Below are 19,955 nucleotides of genomic sequence, written 5' to 3' on the forward strand. Positions count from 1 at the left end.
TAAAATCTATTCTATGGTCTTACTCTTAATATCGTTGTACTATGTAATACTTCATTAAGTGTTAATTCTGCTAATCTAACTGTAGCGACTTCCGGTATTAAATAAGCTTTTTGGCCATATCCTTCACCATATTCGCCAATTGGTTGACCATTCCACCCATTTTTTATAATTTTTGATATTTTAGCAGCACTAATTAAACGTGCATCACTAATATCTTCATTTACAAACGCTAGCCAAAAACTATTAGTCGGAATACTGTTTCTACTAATAAAATCACAAATATTATTCCAAACAGGAAAAACATCCAGATAATAACTTTCACATCCGTAATTAGGTATAACTGAGCCAGAAAGTGTAGTCCCACCACTAATTGTTTTGCGGAAAGTTTGTGTTTTGTATTTAATTTCTACATATGAAAAGACAGTATCATTTCCTGTTATATTTATATTCAGTAAATAATCTGAAGCTCCTTTTACCCACTCATTGGTTTTATCATTTATGTCATATTTTTCAAACCATTCTTCATCATATCTTGTAAAATCAGCTATTTTTTTCGGACTTTTTTGATTAATTAACTCTACTACAAGTTCAACACTTGGCTGTTCATATTTTTGTGCTGCCTTATGGCGCATTTGTCTTTCCTCATTATACCTTACTCTACGATTAATGTTAGCATCATTATACATAATAGAATTCCTCCATTTATTATTTTTAAAAATATATAAAGTATAATATTCAATAATTTGTTCATTACTCAAAAATAGTTCAAATTAACGATAAATTTATCGTGAATATATACCATATATACTATTTACAGTATAATATACCATAAATAATGACTTGATTTAAGAAAATCAATATGATGTATACTAAATAACTTTTCTTTTAACGGGTGTTGTATAACCATGGATAACAGAAAAATTTTCCTAAAAACCCCTTCTTGAATAATTTTTAGTGAAATAAAAAGCACAATCCTTAGAGGCTACGCTTACAATCCTTCATGAAAAATTTTACTTATCGATAATTTGGTTAATTAATGCTATTTCATTTAAATTTTTTTGATATAGACGATTATTAATAACATCCCCACACTCTTTTGAACAGAAGCGGATGCTAGTTTAAAAGAAGTTTAAGATCTTTTAATTCATAGTATGTACAAACTACAAAGAATATCTATTCTTGGTTGAAATTATATAAAACGATACAGACAAAAATAAAAAACCCTTGAATATCAAGGGTTTTGACAATTTATGAAATCCTATGATTTTCGATTATGGTGATACGGCAGTAGCACCTAACCGTCTAAAATATTTATATCAATGTGTTTATCGAAGATTACATTATTAGGTTATTTATTTAACTTTTATTTTTAATTCATTCGAAATTATTCTTTTTCCTTTTTAAAGCGTGACTCTGAAATTGGCTCTTCATACTATTTAAGTTGTATATCCAAACTTTAGCTTTAGTTTTTGCAGACTATTTTCTATCTGTTCACAGTCTAACATGAATACGTTTACTCTTACCCCATCATCACTAACAAACTGAATCTCTTTCATATTTTCAAATTGATCATTCATAGGATAAACTAGGTATATCTCATTTGTTTGATATTTCTTTGCATACGAATACATTTGATACATGTCTGCTTGCGATATACCATAATTCTTGTTTGATAAGTTAGATAATAGTTTCCATTTTGTATCAATGATAATGATACGTGATTTATTTAGTGCTCTTAGGACAATATCTGGGCGAAGCGCAAATTTATCCTCAAACAAATAAAAGCCCTTGTCTTGTAGTGAAACATCCCATTCATCTGAAAATTGCTTAACCATGTGTCGCCCAACATACGCTTCAAATACCTTATCCATAGGAAATAGAAGTGCTTTTCCAAACGTCCCACCAGAAAATGTTGTAAAACTACGATTGTTTAAAAAGACTTTTGACCATGCGATGATACTCTCATAATCCTTCGAATTTCGATTAATGACGACCAATTGAAAATCCTTTTCGTAATTATGAGAGGTTTCCACTAACTCAAAATGCATTAGTAATTGTCGGATTTCTTTTACATTTTCTGTATCAGTAGATTGTTTCAATATTTGTAATAATGTTGATTTAATCAGTCGATTCTCCGCCCGATTCATCCCGAATTCATCATAGTACATAAAAAATCGTTCTTTGTGCAAGAGGTTATGTTTGATTTGCGCATTGAATAGCATTTTTCCCTTATACACATTTAAATTATTTTCCACCTCATAATAGGCAGATTTAATGCCTTTCTTTACAAGCCGCTGCACTTCTTGGATATATAAATGAATAAATACTTCAAATAGCGGCATACGCTCTGTATTTAAGTTCGCTTCATTAAAAGTTTTAGTCGGAAAATCTTTAAGTGTCTTAAGCATCTTTAAAAAAATCTTTCGCGTATCTCCAGTCATATGTCGATGAATTTTAGGTAAAATTTCGATTTGAATCCCTGTTGCTAAATGAATCATACCTACATAGTTTTTCAGTTTAATGACCTTTCCTACTTCTCTCTTCGTGGTCACATTAAAGAATTCAATTGCATCCGCCTGTTCATCGTCATTAAATGTTAAGATGAGTTGTTCTAATTGTTGGAATGATCTTGGATCCATATAGATGTACCCTGAATGTTTTTCAAATTCGGGATTACATGTGATAACATCAAACTCTTTTGCTTCAATGATCTTCTTCATGTGCAACCTGCTCATAAATTCCAATGTAGCTTTCAGGCTTTAGGAATGCTTCTCGCTGAATGGCAAATGTTTGTTCAGGTATATCCAAATTAACCTTGCCAACAAATACATCTTTCATCTTTAATTTCTCATCTAAAATAAATCTAGCAGACTGACTTTTCCCATTATCTCCTAATATTAATTGAATCTTACTATAATCTTCATAGAAGTATTCTTGTAATAAAGGCAAAATGGCATTCTCAAAAATTGAAGCCAATTTTTCTATTTTCGGCATTTCTTTTAGGGCGGTGAAATACGCATGGCCAATCGTATGTTCACGATCATATAGTATTTCAATACGTTGATTTATTGCTTCCAACATTCGTTTTATATTAATTTCACCTACTAGAATATCTTGTAGTGTTGCTGTATCAGGCATAATTTCAATAAAATTGAAACGTCGTCTCAGTGCAGTATCCATTAAAGCAATCGAGCGATCTGCTGTATTCATCGTCCCCAAGAGATAGACATTTTGCGGTACACCGAAATCTTTTTTCGAATATGGAAGTCTTAATTTCATTTCTTCTCTTGCACCAAGTCGCTTTGTCGGTTCAATGAGGGTAATCAGTTCACCAAAAATCTTCGAGATGTTCCCTCGGTTAATTTCATCAATAATGAATACATAGTTTTTCTTATTTTCTTCAATTTCCAAATCAGCTTGTTGATCCGTAGAGTACTTCAAAATCAACTTATTAATTTCTTCCCTATTAATGTATTTTAATTCGTACACAGTAGCTAAAGTTAAATTGGTTTGCTGATTAAACTCATAAACGTATTCCCAAATATCCTTTGCAATCCATTCTACTTTTCTACTTCTTTTGTAATATGGCATTTCATCAAGCCATTTAGGTTCTCCCGTTACAAAGCCGATTGCATCAATATGTTTTTGATCCCCCAACGACAACACAATGTCCCCGATACTCATTTCATCATAAAAATTGGACAGAATATTTTTCACACTAGCGTTTGGAAACTCTGTTTCATCAGTAATGTCTTCTCCTAAGTCATCCCATCCAATGCGGATACGACTGTTATTAAAACAATCTTTTTTTGTTTTTTCATCTCCACGTCTACCTAGTGATACTTTCCAGATTCGCGTATCTGTAGAAAACTCTAGTTCTTTATTTGATGAAAAAATTTTCAATTGTTGTGTTTGTTCGCAAAACTGCTTAAAAATTCCTGCTTCAATTTTGTATCTCACTTGCTCCGATTGTTCATCATCTAAAACAGGTTTGATTCCTTCAATAAACTCTTCATAACCGTATGATTGATGGAATGTAATAAAGCCGACTTGTCCAGTTTTCCGATACGTTTTGTAACGGGAAAAGACCTGTTCATATGATTCTTCTTGCACGTCTTTTAATGGCTTATTTTCAATGATACTAACAGCAAAGTTGATTGTATTATAGGTTTTCCCTGTACCAGGCGGGCCGTATAGAATCATATTTTTTGGATAATCCATTGTCTGCTCTTCCTCTCTTAAAGAACTCACATCTAAAGCTTTTATTTCCTCTTTGCCATCATGAATGGCTAATTGATAATAAGGCAAAAGCTTTTCTACACCCTCTAGTACCCTGTGTAAAATTTGTTCGTTAGTCATCTGGTTTCGTTGAATTTCTTCATAAGTCAGTACATATGTTAATTGCACCTTTTTATACAGTTCATTTTGCAATTTTCTTTTAATTGTCCCTGGATCTTCGTCATAAACATGAAAATTATGATTTGTTGCACTTTCTTTTACATAATAGGAAAGCTCTGATGGAAGACTGGATTCATTTAAAAATTGATGGTGCCTGACATAATCTGCTTGTGTTGCAGCTTTCTCCTCCAATTCTACCGCAAGCCGAATACGTGCTTTATGTTGATCATCTTTTGCTGCTTCTGCAAATATTGAGAGACTCGTTGGATAATCCATAAATGGTTCAAGCTTTAATTGCTCCCAGAAATAACTGCGTATTCGATCATGACCACCAGTAAGCCATTTCGATTTCATTTTATTTTTCAGATTATATTTATCTCCACATAGACGAGCTACTTTATTTAATTCTGTAACTGCAATGCCTCCTAGTTCTCGCATCAATTCAAATTGCTGCTTTTCTTCACCTGTAGCCCTTTCTGGATTTTTGTACGGCATATTACTGTACTGTACAAGATAGTCTAAAATAGCAAAGAAATCGATTGTAAATAAAGCTGAATATTCGTGCTTTACAAAATTATAAATATCAGCGACTGTTACTACACCTATCGCTGTTTCTACCTTATCTGTTTCATTCAAATTAGGTCTCTCTTTAACACCTTGAAATTCTCCGTTAAACGAGAGGCGACGTGTTTTATTTTCTCCTGCACGTAAATAGTTAACTTGATTCGCTGGATGATCACCATTTGCCCATTGATTAACACGCGCGTGTTGTACTTCATTTACTGTATATTGTTGCGCTTTATGTTGAATATCTACTTGTCTAAAATACATATCATTTTCAGAAGGTTTCGTTTTACTATGATATGTCTCGTAAGCTAACACCGCAGCGCCTAACCAAACAGCTTCAATAACTGTTAATTTCATATTCCACCTCTATTTTTTTGTTCAACATAAAATTTTCAGTATTCAATAAATTAATTTAAAAAGCGCATTATTAGTATTTCATATTAAAACTCGTCAATAGCTGCTTGTCCTTGCACTTTCATGGTTCACTCATGCCATATGAAACACCCATTTTATTTTTATTCCAGGTACGTTGCGCTTCATCCAATAGTATTGTCGTTGGAATTTTACCATTAGCAAAAGGTTGCTTTGTTCGTTGATCAAAATAAGCTTTTTATACGCTAGTACTCCTTTTATTAATGCCTCTCCTTTTGCGCCAGTCACCTTCAACCGCAAATTTCATTTGCTGTGTTTGTTCATAATATTCTTCACAAAATCAAATAGCATCGTAGCTGATCTACATCTTAAATCAACATCTTTTCTTTTAAACTTAAGAACTAGCACTTTTCTGTTAAATAGCATAATACACTGGTCGTCGATATTTTGTAAAAGGTAGGCAGTATTCAAATAGAAGAATGCAATGGTCGTAAGTAAATGTTATATTCGAATTCATTTATTAGATAATAATAGCAGTCCCACCAGGATTTCTCCTGAGAAGTTCTATATTTAAGATCTAAACAAGTTGTATATGCCCCAAGCTCATTAACAAAATGTTTTCGAGACATTAATTTCAATTCACCAACTGTATATTCAACAATTTCTTTACTCATAGTTGCATCTCCCCTTTTGAATTATTTCACTTTAATACCGTAGAATTCTTTAAGCTGAGTCATAGTTACTTCTATACCTACTTTTTCAAGACGGACTTTTATCTTTTCAAATAGTTTTTCAATCATCGGTAATCTTACATCATCCACTCCATAGTGGATTTTCCGATGGCATGTAGGGCATAAACAAACAATATTAGCAGCACGGTCTATATCGACCTCCGGAAACTTTTCATAATGTGATATACCAACAAAGTGGTGAGCTTCTACATATGGTTTCATAGTAGATTTGGACATAAAAGTTTCATGACTCGGATCTATTTCACATTTATAATTTTCTCTTAATAAAGCTATTGCTGCCTCTTGAGCATTGCGTGGATAACTTCGATTTCCTCCTTCATCAATGATTACGTCTTTCGGCGGACGTGGAATCTCTTTATCAATTAATGAAACAGTGGTTTCAATTTCATCTACATAATGATTTACCGCATCTTGATAATTTTCTTCATCATTTTCTAAAAATTCTAGGTCATCTTGCAATAGTAGATAATCATTAAATTCTTTCACACTACGACCATTCATAAATACAACAATCTTCTTATACGCTTCTAAAAGCTCACGGAAGTCTGTTATAAGTTCAGCATCTGTTGGAAGGTTATTTGCGTCATAGTATTTTCCGTAAATGTGCCCCTTTTCATAACCCTGGGCTAAGTCAGCTTTAGACCCTAAATCAATACTTATTAATTTAAATTCATTCGGTACTTCAACTTTTGAGCGTATTAATTTTGCAGTATGTTGAAGTTTTACATGCCCTTCCCTTTTTCCATATTTTTCTTTAAAGAAAGTGTATCCTTGATTAAGACTTAGATAAAAACCAGACATATCCTCTTTAAATAGGTAAACGATGTAATAACCATTTGTTGCTGATGTAGTTACTGAACGATCAAAGCAACTTACCCAAGGAATTGCCGCCCAATTACCCACTCCAACTGATCCAGTTACCATATATATCTTCTCATCAAGTGGAATTTCTGTATTAATAATCTCTACTAACTCATTGCGAACAAAGCTGGCTAAGTGATTATTCTTCGAAGGTTTTGTTTTTTCTTGTAAATACTCATTTAAAACTCGTTTGAAAGCTGCAACGTACCGCGATCGTTGCTTGTTATTCTCTACAGTCTCTTGAATTTTCATTGAAGGATTAATGAAATAATCTGCAGGCACATCGAAGTAATTCACCAATTTGGCTAGTGTTTCAATATCTAATTTTTGTGTTCCATTTTCAATCTTGTTTAGCGCAGTATAATTCACTTTAATTTCTCGTGCTAAATCTCTCAAATTCACTTTTCTGTATTCACGTAAGTTTCTTACCTTTTTTCCTACTTGCTCAATTGTGTTTTCCATTTAAAATCCCCCTAAGCAAATCGATACGTTTGTTTCTTGTTTTCGCATTAGTTTGTTTCGATTTAAGATATCTATATTTTTACATATAGATTGCTATCTTGCAACAAAAAAACATCGTTTTTTTTTAAAATAAATTTCAGCTAGTGATTAAATCGCTATATATGTGGATTTTTCATAGAAATTTTTTCTTAGTACCTGTTCATTTATTTTAAAGGGGTACCATGCCGTTTCAAGCCCCACCCCTCTATACAAGCCGTTATCTGTCCTACTTGGATGGATGATGGCTTTTTTATTTTACAGAGACGACATGCGTAGTGAGAGGAACGCAATCATTGAAAGGAGGTGTAATAAGATGAATGATTCTGTTAAACATGTCCTGATACGTGCTAAAGAGATGAATAAGTGGGTTTCGCTAAAGCATTTTCCAGAACACCAAATGAATCGCTCGTTGTTAAGGAATCTTGAAGACGAAGGTTATCTATTAATTTATCGACATGTAGAAGAAGGTACGTTAATGAAGTTAACTATGAAAGGCTATCATCGCTTCAAACAATGATTCCTAATTATCTACACTAATAACTAATTGGAGGAAGAGAATGTGAGAAAACAATTTTGGAAAAGCACTCAAAATCTATCTCAAATCGAGAACGGGAAAGACATTTCATTAAAAGAAATACGAATCGACTACAACTTGCTTATTGAGGAGATGAATCAACTTTTAATTGAAATAAAGGAAGTCGTTGATAAAAATGACTATGTGAAATTAATGATTCTTGTTGATCGACGTAACCAACTACATGCGGCAATCCGTGCAATTGAATCTATATATGATGATGATGATTTGCATCAATCTTCATTCAATAACATTGTCGATGAAATCATGAAACACAAAAAAACAATTTCTCATTACCTACAAAAATCATCAGCAAGCTACACACACCATTTCATCAATATAATGCAAAAAACATTACGCTCAATAGAAAAGGAGTAATCACAAAATGGAAAAGAAACAAGTCAATGAAAGCAATATAATTCCTTTTAGCAACTCATCTGAATCTGTCACAGCTTCTACGGTACCAAATCTAGTGTTAACTTCTGAAGAATCTACACGACGCATTCAGGCATTAAATGAATTTGTACAATCATCCATGCATAGAGGCATTGATTATGGGTTGATTAGTGGATTCTCAAAACCAACATTATTAAAACCCGGTGCAGAAAAGTTATGTGATGCTTTTGGTTTCTCTAAAACAGTAGAAGTTATTAATCGTATCGAGCAGTGGGATATAGGTGTTTTCTCTTATGAAGTAAAAGTATCACTCTCTAACAAAGATAACGGTGTTGTAGAGGCTGAAGGTATCGGTTCCTGCAACAGTAGAGAAGCGGCTTATAGATTCCAGGATCCTTTTACAATAGTAAATACATTACTAAAAATGGCTAAAAAACGAGCATTAATTGATGCTGTATTATCTGCTACTCGGTCAAGTGGATTATTCACTCAAGATATTGAAAGTTTTCCTAAACAACAGACTAAGGGAGGTGATCAATACGCTACTAATGTACAACTTCATACATTATATCGAATAGTAGAAGATCTTAAAATTGGCAATGGCGTAGCAAAAGAATATATGAAACTAAATTACAATGTTGAACGCAGTACCATGCTTACAAAAAAGCAAGCGTATGAATTCACACAGGATTTACTACTAATTAAATACGCCAAAAAGGAGGGAAATGATAACAATTTAACAGAACAACAAGCAGACTAAAACCCATCGATTGCATCAGCATTCAATGGGTTTTTAATCTGTCTTGAAGTAAGTTCATCTGACCATGAATTTACTTCTGATTATCTGTATTACATTCATCTTAACACGTGCATTAAGGAGTGGCATCATTGCTGCTCCTTTTTTCATTCAAATAAAAATAACCATTGGAGGAATTTAACAATGAACACATTCAATAAATTAACATTCAAGCTATTACTTGCAACAACAATTCATGAGAAAGAGGATAGCTATGTCGTAAACGAAATCTTCAGCCGCTTCCCTTCTGTACAAGAACTATTAGACGTGACAGAAGAAGAACTTCTTAATATCAAAGGTATTGGCAAAGTAAAAGCTCAACAAATTATCGCAGCTCTTAAACTAGCTCGTATGAATCCAAATCCTATTGAAGATCGTTATACAATCCGTTCTCCGCAGGATGGTTATAATTATTTGAAAGACATGCAATATCTAACTCAAGAGCACTTTGTAGTATTAGGTTTAAACACAAAGAATCAAATCATGTTCCGCGAAACAGTGTTTATTGGTTCTCTTAATTCTTCAATCGTTCATCCTAGAGAGACGTTTAAAAATTTAATTCGTCGTAGTTGCGCAAGTGCAATTGTTGCACATAACCACCCTTCTGGTTACAACACCAAGTCATGAAGATATCGAGGTTACAAAGCGATTGATGGAAGTTGGAGAGATTGTTGGTATTCAAGTTATCGACCATCTGATTATTGGATTCGAAAGTTATATGTCTTTGAATGAAAAAGGGTACATGTAATATATAAAAAAGGAAGAGCCAGCATGTTTTCGCTGCCTCTTCTTCTATTTTTGATAATGGGCTTAAATTCACGGTGTTTAACTACTTTACTCCAAGCACCACTATTATCATTGAAAAATGCTTATTCTGAGCCACCTTAACTAACACATCTATTTAGAAAATACTGCTTACTTGTATATATCCGAAAATGTGTTGAAATGTAACATTGAAGTTTATTTACTTAATGTATTTTAAATGTATATTATTCATGAAGATTACACTCTTTCATTCCTTGAGAATCTAATGTATCTATACACTGGTTAAAGTATTGATATTATTACGTTTTCGAGGAATGCAGATTACTTGGCAACAAGGTTAATAATCACCTTCTCCTTTCCTTTCTCTACTACTCTTTTATACATACCAAATCCAATGTTATTCGAAATATCTAAGTATCCATTACTTCGTATAAAGTCTATATATGTTAGAAACATATTATCAACGTCTTTACTTAAATCGGATACACAGAAAAGCATATGGCATATCTCATATTGTCTTTTAGAAGTAAAGTTTTGGGCCAATATAGATTGTTCAATCATTGTAAGCTGCTTTGTAAATTGTTGATTATAATTAATCGCTCCTCCAATTTTATATACAAACGGGTTTTTCTTCTCAATACTTGGGGAATTTACTCTAAAGTAAATTTTATCACCCGTTATTGTATCCCGAACTTCTACTTCTACAATTGATTTTTGATAACGCTGATTACAATTCTTAAGCCATATTTGAGCATGAGAAACCAAAAAGTCGTCTTGAATAACCTGCTTATTCAAACCATCAAAAATAGCTTTCAAAATTCTTTCAAGTAACATTGATTGGGGAGAACTCAATGATGTTATTGTAATTTCAATAGATACCGGATTAATGAAAGCCTTCAGCGATTTTGCTCTTAATGCTGCTCTTGCCCTTTTCATTATTAGTTGTTGAAAAGTCATCATAGTTACATTTTGGAATACAGATTCTTTAGTTATAGGTCTTTGAAATACAACTGGAGTATCTTCTATCTGAATTATTATTCCTGAAGAGAACTCTGATATATTTACACTTTGGAATTGTGGAATTTGTTTATTCATATTGCTATCTTCCCACCTGTTCGTGCTAATGCTCTACTAAGTTTTAAATCAGGCATACATGTAAGTCTAATAGCTGTTATAGATATATCGTTTGGCTGAGTAATTACTAGCTTCGCATCTCCAATAAATTGCATTTCTTTATAGCATGAGTTTTGATTTGGTCGATATATGGTTTTAACTTTATATACGTACCCCTCATTAATTAGCCATTTAACAGTTTTGGCTACATCTTTCGGTGTACACCCTACCATTTGGCTAACAAATTCACTTACATACAATGAATTATTTTTGCCATGAATAACCTCAGGGTCTACTCCACCATATACATCAATCCAATGATTCATATAAAGCTGACCTAGTATTTTAATTTTGCGATCAGTCCATTTCGTTTTATCTCTTAAAATAGATCCCTGCATAACTTCTATTGGCAATTCGCAATATCCATTTAAATTATCCTTTGCATTAAAACGATCTCTAGAAATCTTTTCATTGGAGTAATAAGTGTTTGTTGTTTCATGATAATCTGGAACTGTTAAAACAACGTATTCATTTGCTTGAAATCTATTTCCAACTTTTTTAATAAAAAAATTCTTTGATAGAAAATCAAGTGCATTTCTTACATGATATTCTGACAAATTCACTTCTTGAGTAATTGTTTTTAATGACATAAAAAACGAACCATTTTTAGCACCAACTACTCTACACATTAATAAATAAATTCTTAACTTCTCAGCTTTTAATTCCGGAAAATAATTTGTGAAAATAGTACGATCAACAAAAAATGTATTTTGTGAAAGTACGATGTTTTGAATTTTAACCATATCGCATCTCCTAAAACTGAAATAATTGTTTTTATTATATAAAACTGATACAATAGTTGTAAAGTATAAAACTAAAGGAGTTGTTTTTTATGTCAACGAGCATTAACTCGATTGAATTTAATTTACTTAATAATAGTTCGTTAGGTGAACGTATCCGTTTTTTAAGAACTAAGTTAATGGATGAAGTTGATCCTGTACAATACACAACAAATGCTATCTCAAAAAGAACAGGTATAGCTGCGCAAACATTAACTTCAATTGAAAGAGGAGAATCAAAAAAACCTTCTTTTTCCGTCATTCATGCATTAGCAAAAGATTTCAATGTGCAGATGGATGTTTTTACTGACGATTATTATGAAGGAAGTGAAAAGCTGTTTTCATTAGGAGAATCCTCAATTACTGAAATTGATCTAGGTGACTTTGAAATCGATGAAGCAGATTCGCTTATTGTAGATGGGAAAGAATATCTTGTCGGTGAAAGTACTGTTTTAAGCAGAAGAAGAAATATTTCTGTTTATGTTGTTGAGAAGTTCGAAGACGATAATAGTACATTGCTATACCACCACCACAAATCTCTAAAAGAGGACGAATTAATTCAAGTTCTTAGTGTAATGATTCAAACTCTAGAACTTTCTCCATTTAATCTTTCTTATAATGAATGGTTACAAGCTCTGAAAAAATCTCCACTTCAAGAAGCAAATAATATTGTTTCAGAAATTAATATCAAGCACCCTAATATCACAATCTCACTAGAAGAATAGCAATTGATGTATAACCATCATTAATATTTTTATTACCATTAAGGAGAGATTAAGATGATTTATAATTTGAATTGCTCTGAAATTTACATAGAAGAAGTAATTTTAAAGGCTGTTAATAAGGCACTTACTTCATCTAAACAACAAAGTAAAGAATGGATGTCAATTACTGAAGGTGCAAAGTACGCAGGAGTTTCTCATAATACATTTATGAAGTTTCGTGAGATGGGATTAAAGATATTCCAAGTTAATGGTATTAAACGAGTCTCCCGTAAAGAGATAGACACATTTTTAGAAAGCAATAGTTTTTAATTATGGTCTTAGGAGGATTTTTCTTTAGTGTCGATTATAATAACACTAGAGGTAACTCCTCTTCTTTTTATATCTTGCCCCTGCAACTGATATAGGAGGAATTATCGTGGGAAAGAAAAAAGCATCGATTATTGAAAGCTATACACTTAAAAATGGGCAAAAAAGATACAAGTTTCAAATTTATCTTGGCGTTGATCCGCTAACTGGAAAACAAAAGCGTACGTCTAAAAGTAAATTTAAAACAATCAAAGAAGCTGAGTTAGCTTTAGCTCGTATAAAACTTGAAATTAGTAATGGCACATATCAAAAGCAACAACCTGAGACCTATCAAGATATATACGAGTTATGGTTAAAACAATATGAAAAGACTGTAGAAGAAAGCACTTTTGTTAAAACAACTGGTATTTTTAAAAATCATATTTTACCTGCTATGCATTCTTATAAGATTGAAAAAATTACAGTGGACGTATGTCAACGTCATGTAGATGAGTGGGCAGATAAATTGAAGAAATTCCGAATGATTAAATCATACGCCGCTAAAGTGTTAGATTTTGCAATCAAGCGTGGTTATATTCAAACAAATCCATTTGCTCTAGTTGATATGCCTACTGCTTTAAAAAAGAAACAAGCAAGTATAGAAGAAAAGAAAGAAAATTTTTATTCACGTGAACAACTAATTGAGTTTTTATCATGTTTTGAAAAAGAAAATAACGTTAAAGCATTTACTTTATTTCGTTTACTTGCTTTTAGCGGGATACGCAAAGGTGAGGCATTGGCTCTAAATTGGAAGGATTTAGATTTCAAATCAAATGAAATCTGTATCAATAAGGCCCTATCACGAGGTAAAGACAATAAATTATATATGAAATCTACAAAAACAGGCGTTGCACGAACAATAAAAATGGATGAACGTACGATGGCAATACTAAAAGATTGGCGTAAAAAACAAAAACAGGATTATTTAATTCTTGGATTTAACACTATGCGAGCAGATCAACTTGTTTTCAGTAATGAACAAAACGAATATTTACAACCAACAAAAACTCGTAAATGGATCTTACATGTACAAAAGAAATACAATCTTGATACGGTTACGACACATGGTTTACGTCATACTCACTGCTCCTTACTTTTTGAAGCGGGAGCAAGTATTAAAGAAGTACAAGATCGTTTAGGGCATAGTGACGTTAAAACAACTATGAACATCTACGCACACGTTACAGAAAAAGCAAAAGAAGCAGCCATTCAAAAATTTGAAAGCTATCTCAACATTTAAGATTGAATACTTTTGACTACGTTTTTGACTACGTTCAAATGACATTCATTGAAATTCAATGAAATTAAAAAGTGCCAAAACCCTTATATATCAAGGATTTTGACACTCATTGAAACTCTATGATTTCGTAATATGGAGACGGTGGGAGTCGAACCCACGTCCAGAAACTCTGATACTTCAGTTACTACGCGTGTAGTTTGTCTATTTAGGATTCGCGCAGCATTATGCCGACAAACAGGCGTCCTGTGCGCTAACTTGGAAATCTCTTGCTACTAGCTCAAGTGGCACTAGCAACCGTATCCCACTAAAGTTGAGCCTAGCTACGCTACATGGGCGATAGAGCAGTTAGGCAGTTTCGAGCTTACGCTGCGAAAGCTAAGTTATTGTTTGTTTTGCCAGTTATTATATAACTTCCGTTGGTGACGAAGCCGAGACCTCCGACGCGCAACTCAAGCTCAGACCATCCCTGTCGAATCCGTAACGTCCCCTTAATATATCGGATTTCTATACACGGCGCATTTCTTCGCCAACTTTACTCAGAAATTGCAAGCACGATATATATCATCCATTAAGGTGCTGATTAACAGCGTTTCGGATCAGTATGGTTATCATACTGTGAACTGGCTTATTTGCTATACATAGAGTATATGACAAATTAGGTCATACTTCAAGTGGTAGATTTTAGAATTGATTTTTTGCTTTTAGGGCGCGGCCCATTTCGCGTTTTGCTTCTTTTTTCTTTATGTCTGCACGCTTGTCGTAGTTTTTCTTACCTTTACCTAGACCGATTAAGACTTTTGCGTATCCGTCTTTTATGTACATTTTAAGCGGTACAATTGAATATCCATCGCGTTTGACGTCTATTTTCAATTGCATGATTTGCTTTTTATGTAGCAATAGTTTGCGGACGCGAAGTGGGTCGTGGTTGAAGATGTTCCCTTGTTCATATGTGTTGATGTGCATATTGGAAATCCATGCTTCACCATTACGGATTAAGATAAAGGAGTCTTTTAATTGAACTTTCCCTTGGCGTACGGACTTGATTTCTGTACCGTTTAATACGAGCCCTGCTTCAATCGTTTCTTCGATGAAGTAATCGAATCCAGCCTTTTTATTTTGTGCTAAAACTCTTCCAGTACCTTTTGGCATATGGAGTCACCTCTATAAAATGGATTGAGAAGAGCGGCTAGCCCTTCTCTTATTTTTTCTTTCTACTACGGCGTTTTTGCTGTTTCTTTGCAATTCCTTCGTAGAAGCCTTTTTTATTCCCTTTGCTACTTGAATTACCAGAAGCTTTACGTTCTTGTTTACGTGTTCTTCCGTTAACTTTTGCTCCACTTGGTTTATATTTGCGAGTTTTGCCTTTGCCCTTTTCTCTACCCTGTTCACCGTCTTTTGACTTTGCACGAATGACAACTGGTGCTTGGCGGCGAGTACGAGCTTGTGCTTTTGGCATACCAACAATTTCGAAATCGATAGCAGATTCGTCAATATTCACTTCTAAAACGCTGATTTCTACTTCATCACCAATGTGGAAGATACGTCCTGTTCTTTCCCCAATCATGACCATTTGACGATCGTCAAAGTTGTAATAGTCATCCGTCATATTGCTAATATGCACTAAGCCTTCAACTGTGTTTTCTAATTCGATAAACATACCGAAGTTCGTAATTGAGCTGACGATACCAGTGAACTTTTCGCCAATTTTGTCTGCCATGTATTGTGATTTTTTCAATGATTCTGTATCACGTTCAGCGTCTACTGCACGACGTTCACGACTTGATGTATGCTCAGCAATTTCATCCATGTGAGCACCCCAATAGCTAACCGTTTCTTTGCTCTTATCACCATTGATTAAATAGGTGCGAATTAGGCGGTGCACGATTAAGTCTGGGTAACGTCTAATTGGTGACGTAAAGTGTGTATAGAATTCTGTTGATAAACCAAAGTGTCCAAGACATTCTGGGCTATATTTTGCTTGTTGCATTGAACGTAGCATCATTGTTGAAATAACAGGATACTCAGGTTCCTCTTTTACTGATTCTAATATTTCTTGTAATGCTCTAGGTTCAACTGTATTACCTGTACCTCGAATGACTAAACCGAAATTTGTGATAAATTCAAAGAATCGTTGTAACTTTTCAGGTTTTGGGTCTTCGTGAATACGATAGATGAAAGGCAGATTCATACGATTGATATGTTCAGCTACTGTTTCGTTTGCGACAAGCATAAATTCTTCAATTAATCGTTCCGCAACAGTACGTTCACGAAGAAGAATATCTGTTGGCCATCCGTCTTCATCGACAACTACATAAGATTCTTTAAAGTCAAAGTCTACTGCACCACGGTTCATACGGCGGTTGTTAAGAATTTTCGCTAAGTCTTTCATATTTTCAAACATTGGAACTAACGGTGCATAGCGTTCTTTTAGTTCTGCATCGTCTTCTTCTAAAATTTTAAAGACGTTTGTATATGTCATACGTTCTGTAGTACGAATAACACTTTGGAAAATTTCATGGTCGATGACTTCACCGCTTCCGTTAATCGTCATTTCACAAGAAAGCGTTAATCGGTCTACTTGTGGGTTTAATGAACAGATTCCATTTGAAAGACGATGTGGAATCATTGGTATAACGCGGTCTGTTAAGTACACACTTGTAGCACGATCATATGCTTCACGGTCTAAAGCAGAACCATCTGTCACATAATGACTAACGTCTGCGATATGCACGCCCAATTTATAGGTGCCATCATCATTTTTTGTAACTGTAACGGCATCGTCCAAGTCTTTCGCAGTTTCTCCGTCAATTGTCACAATCATTTCATCACGTAAATCACGACGACCTTCTCGATCTTTGTCTGAGATTGTATCTGGTACTGCGCTCGCAGCGTCTAAGACCTCTTTCGGAAAATCAACTGTAATATCGTGTTTATGAATAATTGAAAGAATATCAACACCTGGATCGTTTTTATGCCCTAAAATTTGTGTCACAATCCCTGTTGCAGAACGGTGTACGCCTGGCCACTCAATAATTTCTGCCACTACTTTATGGCCGTCCATTGCACCTAATGTATTATCTTTTGCGATAAATAAATCCATCGATAGTTTTTTGTCATCGGGTACGACAAAACCAAATCCTCGGTTTGCTTGGAAAGTACCCACTACTTTTGTCGTTCCGCGTTCAATGATTTTAATGACAGCACCTTCACGACGATCTCCAGAAGATGTTTTGGATACACGAATAAGCACTGTATCTCCATTTACTGCACCATTTATATCCGTAGGAGGAATAAATACATCATCCATTCCTTCTTCTTCTGGCGCTACAAAGCCAAATCCTTTTGCATGACCGATAAAACGACCTTGTAAATAATTCATTCGTTCTGGCAATCCATATCGATTTGTTCGAGTACGTACAATATCTCCTAGTTGCTCTAATTTCACGAGTGTTTTTACAAGTTGTTTGAATTCTTCAGCATCGCGAAAGCCAAACTGCTCTTCAAACTCAGCGACTGTTAAAGGTTTATAGTCATCTTCCTTCATAAATTCCAATAATCTTAGTTCTAATGTTGATTCTTGTTTATCCATCGTTCTTCCCTCCTTCTATTAGCATTTGCAATCATTACTTTTTTACTCATGCCAATCAAGTGACTCTAAAAAGTTTAAAATATCTTCATGCAATTGTTTTCGTTCTTTATCTAATGTAATAACATGACCTGATTCTTCATAGAATTTAATCTGTTTTTCATTAGACTCTGCTTGTTCATAAATATAATTTGCAGATTTTATATCAATGACTTCATCTTTTCTTCCTTGTACAACAAAAAGTGGTGCATAGATTTCATCGACATGTTCTCGAACCTCATATACTAATTCACTTAATTGTTGTAGTGAAGGCATGCCATGTTTTTTAATATTTTCTAAACTCGCTTCAGATTCTTCTTCACTTTTACCAAAATGTTGATTAAACCGTTCCGCGTATTGAACTACACCTTCAAACATTAATTCTGTTGTCCGCATCGTCATTGGTGCACACATTGTTATGATTCCCTGAACTGGATAACAATAACCTAACTTCAATGAAAAAACGCCACCAAGAGATAGCCCTGCAACAGCAATTTCCTTGTATCCTGCATCTTTTAATTTTTGGTATCCATCAAGCACACTTTGCCACCATTGTTGTGGGTTTGTATGTATCAGCTCTTCTGGTGGTACTCCATGTCCTTTATATTGCGGAGCTAGTGAAGTATAGCCATGCTTTTCTAAGAAACGCCCTAGCATACGTACATCTGCTGAATTCCCAGTAAATCCATGTAATAGTAAAACTGCTCTGGGTCCAGCCTCAAAGAAAAAAGGTTCGGGTAAAGTAGGTTTCATGATGTAAACCTCCTAAGTATGAATTGAATCGATCTGCACGCCGAAATTTAAGGGTTTACGATCGTGTCCTGCTTTCTTCATTATAATCTATATAATAGAAAACGCCTAACCATTAGCGGCCAGGCGGATTTAGTGTGCATTAGAATTTTGCGATCGCAATAGTTAATACGAAGAATAAGATTGATAGCACAACCGTAATGCGGTGTAATATTAAATCTACTCCACGAGCTTTTGCTTTTCCAAAAAGTTGTTCAGCTCCACCAGAGATGGCTCCTGAAAGACCAGCACTCTTACTAGATTGCATTAATACTACGATAATTAATGCAACAGACACGATAAGAAGTAACGTCATAATTGCTGCATGCATATGTTCCACCTCCTGATTCGAAACATCACAATAGTCTTATCTTACCAAAAACTGTACGTAATGACAACGAAGTTCTACTTTTAGTAGTAACTAAAACCAATAAAATACACACTTTTCTATTATTTTATCATTCCTTATATATTTTGACGATAAAAAAATAAAAACGATAGCATCCACTAATACTCAAAAGGTTCTTCATAAAAAACGTTGTTTTTGTTCTTATTTTGAACTACACAGTCATAAACTGTATTTGAAAAAATCAATTTTTTATAAGGAGGAGCTACAATACAGGAGGCTTACATGATTTGGGCTTTTGTGGACGATTATATCAATAAAAAATTAATCCCCTCCGATTCCACCCTTGAGCAAGTTCAGGAATCAAACAAGCAAGCAGGTCTACCAAATATTAATGTATCATCAACACATGGAAAACTTTTATATCTTTTAGCTAAACTAAAAGGTGCAAAAAATATATTAGAAATCGGAACTCTTGGTGGATACAGTAGTATATGGATGGCTCGTGCCCTTTCCGAAACTGGAAAAGTATATACATTAGAATTTAATCCAGATTTTGCAAAAATCGCCGAACAAAATATCCATCTGGCAGGTTATCAAGATAAAGTGGAGGTTATTGTTGGAAAAGCATTAGATACATTGCCAATCCTTGAAGAAAAAGAATTATCATTTGATTTAATTTTTATTGATGCTGATAAGGTGAATTACCCTCATTATCTTAAATGGTCCTTAAAATTAGCAAACCCCGGCGCAGTAATTATAGCCGATAATGTTGTAAGAGATGGTAATATCCTTGATGTAAAAAGTAATGACGTGCATACAGAAGGACTACAACAATTTATGGACTTATTAGTAAATAATCCTGCCATTGATTCTACAGCGATTCAAACAGTTGGTATTAAAGGCTATGATGGATTTATGATAGGGATTGTAAAATAATTAAGGTTCGCT

At 33.9% G+C, this 19,955-nt stretch carries 18 protein-coding genes, 1 other RNA gene and 1 pseudogene; 8 read left to right on the plus strand and 12 right to left on the minus strand.

Annotated elements, in window-relative coordinates; all coding sequences use genetic code 11:
* Positions 1-11: 11 nt before the first annotated feature.
* From ACIQ4I_RS15685 to ACIQ4I_RS15705, 5 genes are all read right to left on the minus strand, one after another.
* On the minus strand, positions 12-686 hold the full coding sequence (locus tag ACIQ4I_RS15685; RefSeq protein ID WP_403097655.1) for a hypothetical protein: 675 nt from the start codon (positions 684-686) through the stop codon (positions 12-14).
* Between the two features lie 750 nt (positions 687-1,436).
* Positions 1,437-2,720 (minus strand): McrC family protein, encoded by a 1,284-nt coding sequence (locus ACIQ4I_RS15690; protein WP_403097657.1) that lies wholly within the window; start codon positions 2,718-2,720, stop codon positions 1,437-1,439.
* On the minus strand, positions 2,704-5,322 hold the full coding sequence (locus ACIQ4I_RS15695) for an AAA family ATPase (RefSeq protein ID WP_403097658.1): 2,619 nt from the start codon (positions 5,320-5,322) through the stop codon (positions 2,704-2,706). Before ACIQ4I_RS15695 ends, ACIQ4I_RS15690 begins: the two co-directional genes overlap by 17 nt.
* Positions 5,323-5,804: 482 nt before the next feature.
* Positions 5,805-6,011, minus strand: coding sequence for a hypothetical protein (locus ACIQ4I_RS15700; RefSeq protein WP_403097660.1), 207 nt, complete (start codon positions 6,009-6,011; stop codon positions 5,805-5,807).
* 21 nt (positions 6,012-6,032) lie between these two features.
* The gene (locus ACIQ4I_RS15705) at positions 6,033-7,412 is read right to left on the minus strand and encodes an MrcB family domain-containing protein (RefSeq protein WP_403097661.1); all 1,380 of its coding nucleotides are present in this window, start codon (positions 7,410-7,412) and stop codon (positions 6,033-6,035) included.
* 352 nt (positions 7,413-7,764) lie between these two features.
* Here ACIQ4I_RS15705 and ACIQ4I_RS15710 point away from each other — a divergent pair, with 352 nt between their 5' ends.
* From ACIQ4I_RS15710 to radC, 4 genes and pseudogenes are all read left to right on the plus strand, one after another.
* Entirely contained in the window at positions 7,765-7,968 is a 204-nt protein-coding gene (locus tag ACIQ4I_RS15710; protein WP_403097663.1) for a hypothetical protein, read from the plus strand.
* Positions 7,969-8,010: 42 nt separating this feature from the next.
* Positions 8,011-8,403, plus strand: a complete 393-nt coding sequence (locus ACIQ4I_RS15715; RefSeq protein WP_403097665.1) for a hypothetical protein — start codon at positions 8,011-8,013, stop codon at positions 8,401-8,403.
* Between the two features lie 7 nt (positions 8,404-8,410).
* Positions 8,411-9,181, plus strand: a complete 771-nt coding sequence (locus tag ACIQ4I_RS15720) for a hypothetical protein (protein WP_403097667.1) — start codon at positions 8,411-8,413, stop codon at positions 9,179-9,181.
* A gap of 180 nt (positions 9,182-9,361) precedes the next feature.
* A pseudogene (radC, locus tag ACIQ4I_RS15725) lies at positions 9,362-9,965 on the plus strand (RadC family protein).
* Between the two features lie 338 nt (positions 9,966-10,303).
* On the opposite strand, the gene ACIQ4I_RS15730 reads toward radC, so the two are convergent.
* Together ACIQ4I_RS15730 and ACIQ4I_RS15735 are read right to left on the minus strand one after the other, a co-directional pair.
* Complete coding sequence (locus ACIQ4I_RS15730; protein WP_403097670.1) at positions 10,304-11,077, minus strand: hypothetical protein; 774 nt, start codon at positions 11,075-11,077, stop codon at positions 10,304-10,306.
* Positions 11,074-11,898, minus strand: coding sequence for a hypothetical protein (locus ACIQ4I_RS15735; RefSeq protein ID WP_403097672.1), 825 nt, complete (start codon positions 11,896-11,898; stop codon positions 11,074-11,076). The genes ACIQ4I_RS15730 and ACIQ4I_RS15735 overlap by 4 nt, the downstream gene beginning before the upstream one ends.
* Positions 11,899-11,987: 89 nt before the next feature.
* Here ACIQ4I_RS15735 and ACIQ4I_RS15740 point away from each other — a divergent pair, with 89 nt between their 5' ends.
* From ACIQ4I_RS15740 to ACIQ4I_RS15750, 3 genes are all read left to right on the plus strand, one after another.
* Entirely contained in the window at positions 11,988-12,659 is a 672-nt protein-coding gene (locus ACIQ4I_RS15740; RefSeq protein ID WP_403097675.1) for a helix-turn-helix domain-containing protein, read from the plus strand.
* A 54-nt stretch (positions 12,660-12,713) separates the two neighbouring features.
* Entirely contained in the window at positions 12,714-12,968 is a 255-nt protein-coding gene (locus ACIQ4I_RS15745) for a helix-turn-helix domain-containing protein (protein WP_403097678.1), read from the plus strand.
* A gap of 106 nt (positions 12,969-13,074) precedes the next feature.
* Positions 13,075-14,244, plus strand: a complete 1,170-nt coding sequence (locus ACIQ4I_RS15750; RefSeq protein WP_403097680.1) for a site-specific integrase — start codon at positions 13,075-13,077, stop codon at positions 14,242-14,244.
* A gap of 130 nt (positions 14,245-14,374) precedes the next feature.
* Here ACIQ4I_RS15750 and ssrA read toward each other — a convergent pair.
* The 5 genes from ssrA to secG all read right to left on the minus strand — a co-directional run bounded on the left by ssrA (position 14,375) and on the right by secG (position 18,989).
* Positions 14,375-14,732, minus strand: a transfer-messenger RNA (tmRNA) gene (gene ssrA, locus ACIQ4I_RS15755).
* A 193-nt stretch (positions 14,733-14,925) separates the two neighbouring features.
* Positions 14,926-15,393 (minus strand): SsrA-binding protein SmpB, encoded by a 468-nt coding sequence (gene smpB / locus ACIQ4I_RS15760; protein WP_397539845.1) that lies wholly within the window; start codon positions 15,391-15,393, stop codon positions 14,926-14,928.
* A gap of 49 nt (positions 15,394-15,442) precedes the next feature.
* Positions 15,443-17,833 (minus strand): ribonuclease R, encoded by a 2,391-nt coding sequence (gene rnr / locus ACIQ4I_RS15765; protein ID WP_403097682.1) that lies wholly within the window; start codon positions 17,831-17,833, stop codon positions 15,443-15,445.
* A 42-nt stretch (positions 17,834-17,875) separates the two neighbouring features.
* Positions 17,876-18,622, minus strand: coding sequence for an alpha/beta hydrolase (locus tag ACIQ4I_RS15770; protein WP_403097685.1), 747 nt, complete (start codon positions 18,620-18,622; stop codon positions 17,876-17,878).
* Positions 18,623-18,761: 139 nt separating this feature from the next.
* The gene (gene secG / locus ACIQ4I_RS15775; protein WP_397539848.1) at positions 18,762-18,989 is read right to left on the minus strand and encodes a preprotein translocase subunit SecG; all 228 of its coding nucleotides are present in this window, start codon (positions 18,987-18,989) and stop codon (positions 18,762-18,764) included.
* Positions 18,990-19,289: 300 nt separating this feature from the next.
* Between secG and ACIQ4I_RS15780 the strand changes: the two genes are divergently transcribed.
* Positions 19,290-19,943, plus strand: coding sequence for an O-methyltransferase (locus tag ACIQ4I_RS15780; protein ID WP_403097688.1), 654 nt, complete (start codon positions 19,290-19,292; stop codon positions 19,941-19,943).
* Positions 19,944-19,955 lie beyond the last annotated feature (12 nt).

Source organism: Rummeliibacillus sp. NPDC094406, assembly GCF_044763875.1.
Classification (GTDB): Bacteria; Bacillota; Bacilli; order Bacillales_A; family Planococcaceae; genus Rummeliibacillus.

What these genes read in the sequence shown, in the direction of transcription:
- ACIQ4I_RS15685 (WP_403097655.1), bottom strand. Translation starts at nt 686, where the DNA reads ATGTATAATGATGCTAACATTAATCGTAGAGTAAGGTATAATGAGGAA.
- ACIQ4I_RS15690 (WP_403097657.1), bottom strand. Translation starts at nt 2,720, where the DNA reads ATGAAGAAGATCATTGAAGCAAAAGAGTTTGATGTTATCACATGTAAT.
- ACIQ4I_RS15695 (WP_403097658.1), bottom strand. Translation starts at nt 5,322, where the DNA reads ATGAAATTAACAGTTATTGAAGCTGTTTGGTTAGGCGCTGCGGTGTTA.
- ACIQ4I_RS15700 (WP_403097660.1), bottom strand. Translation starts at nt 6,011, where the DNA reads ATGAGTAAAGAAATTGTTGAATATACAGTTGGTGAATTGAAATTAATG.
- ACIQ4I_RS15705 (WP_403097661.1), bottom strand. Translation starts at nt 7,412, where the DNA reads ATGGAAAACACAATTGAGCAAGTAGGAAAAAAGGTAAGAAACTTACGT.
- ACIQ4I_RS15710 (WP_403097663.1), top strand. Translation starts at nt 7,765, where the DNA reads ATGAATGATTCTGTTAAACATGTCCTGATACGTGCTAAAGAGATGAAT.
- ACIQ4I_RS15720 (WP_403097667.1), top strand. Translation starts at nt 8,411, where the DNA reads ATGGAAAAGAAACAAGTCAATGAAAGCAATATAATTCCTTTTAGCAAC.
- ACIQ4I_RS15730 (WP_403097670.1), bottom strand. Translation starts at nt 11,077, where the DNA reads ATGAATAAACAAATTCCACAATTCCAAAGTGTAAATATATCAGAGTTC.
- ACIQ4I_RS15735 (WP_403097672.1), bottom strand. Translation starts at nt 11,898, where the DNA reads ATGGTTAAAATTCAAAACATCGTACTTTCACAAAATACATTTTTTGTT.
- ACIQ4I_RS15740 (WP_403097675.1), top strand. Translation starts at nt 11,988, where the DNA reads ATGTCAACGAGCATTAACTCGATTGAATTTAATTTACTTAATAATAGT.
- ACIQ4I_RS15745 (WP_403097678.1), top strand. Translation starts at nt 12,714, where the DNA reads ATGATTTATAATTTGAATTGCTCTGAAATTTACATAGAAGAAGTAATT.
- smpB (WP_397539845.1), bottom strand. Translation starts at nt 15,393, where the DNA reads ATGCCAAAAGGTACTGGAAGAGTTTTAGCACAAAATAAAAAGGCTGGA.
- rnr (WP_403097682.1), bottom strand. Translation starts at nt 17,833, where the DNA reads ATGGATAAACAAGAATCAACATTAGAACTAAGATTATTGGAATTTATG.
- ACIQ4I_RS15770 (WP_403097685.1), bottom strand. Translation starts at nt 18,622, where the DNA reads ATGAAACCTACTTTACCCGAACCTTTTTTCTTTGAGGCTGGACCCAGA.
- secG (WP_397539848.1), bottom strand. Translation starts at nt 18,989, where the DNA reads ATGCATGCAGCAATTATGACGTTACTTCTTATCGTGTCTGTTGCATTA.
- ACIQ4I_RS15780 (WP_403097688.1), top strand. Translation starts at nt 19,290, where the DNA reads ATGATTTGGGCTTTTGTGGACGATTATATCAATAAAAAATTAATCCCC.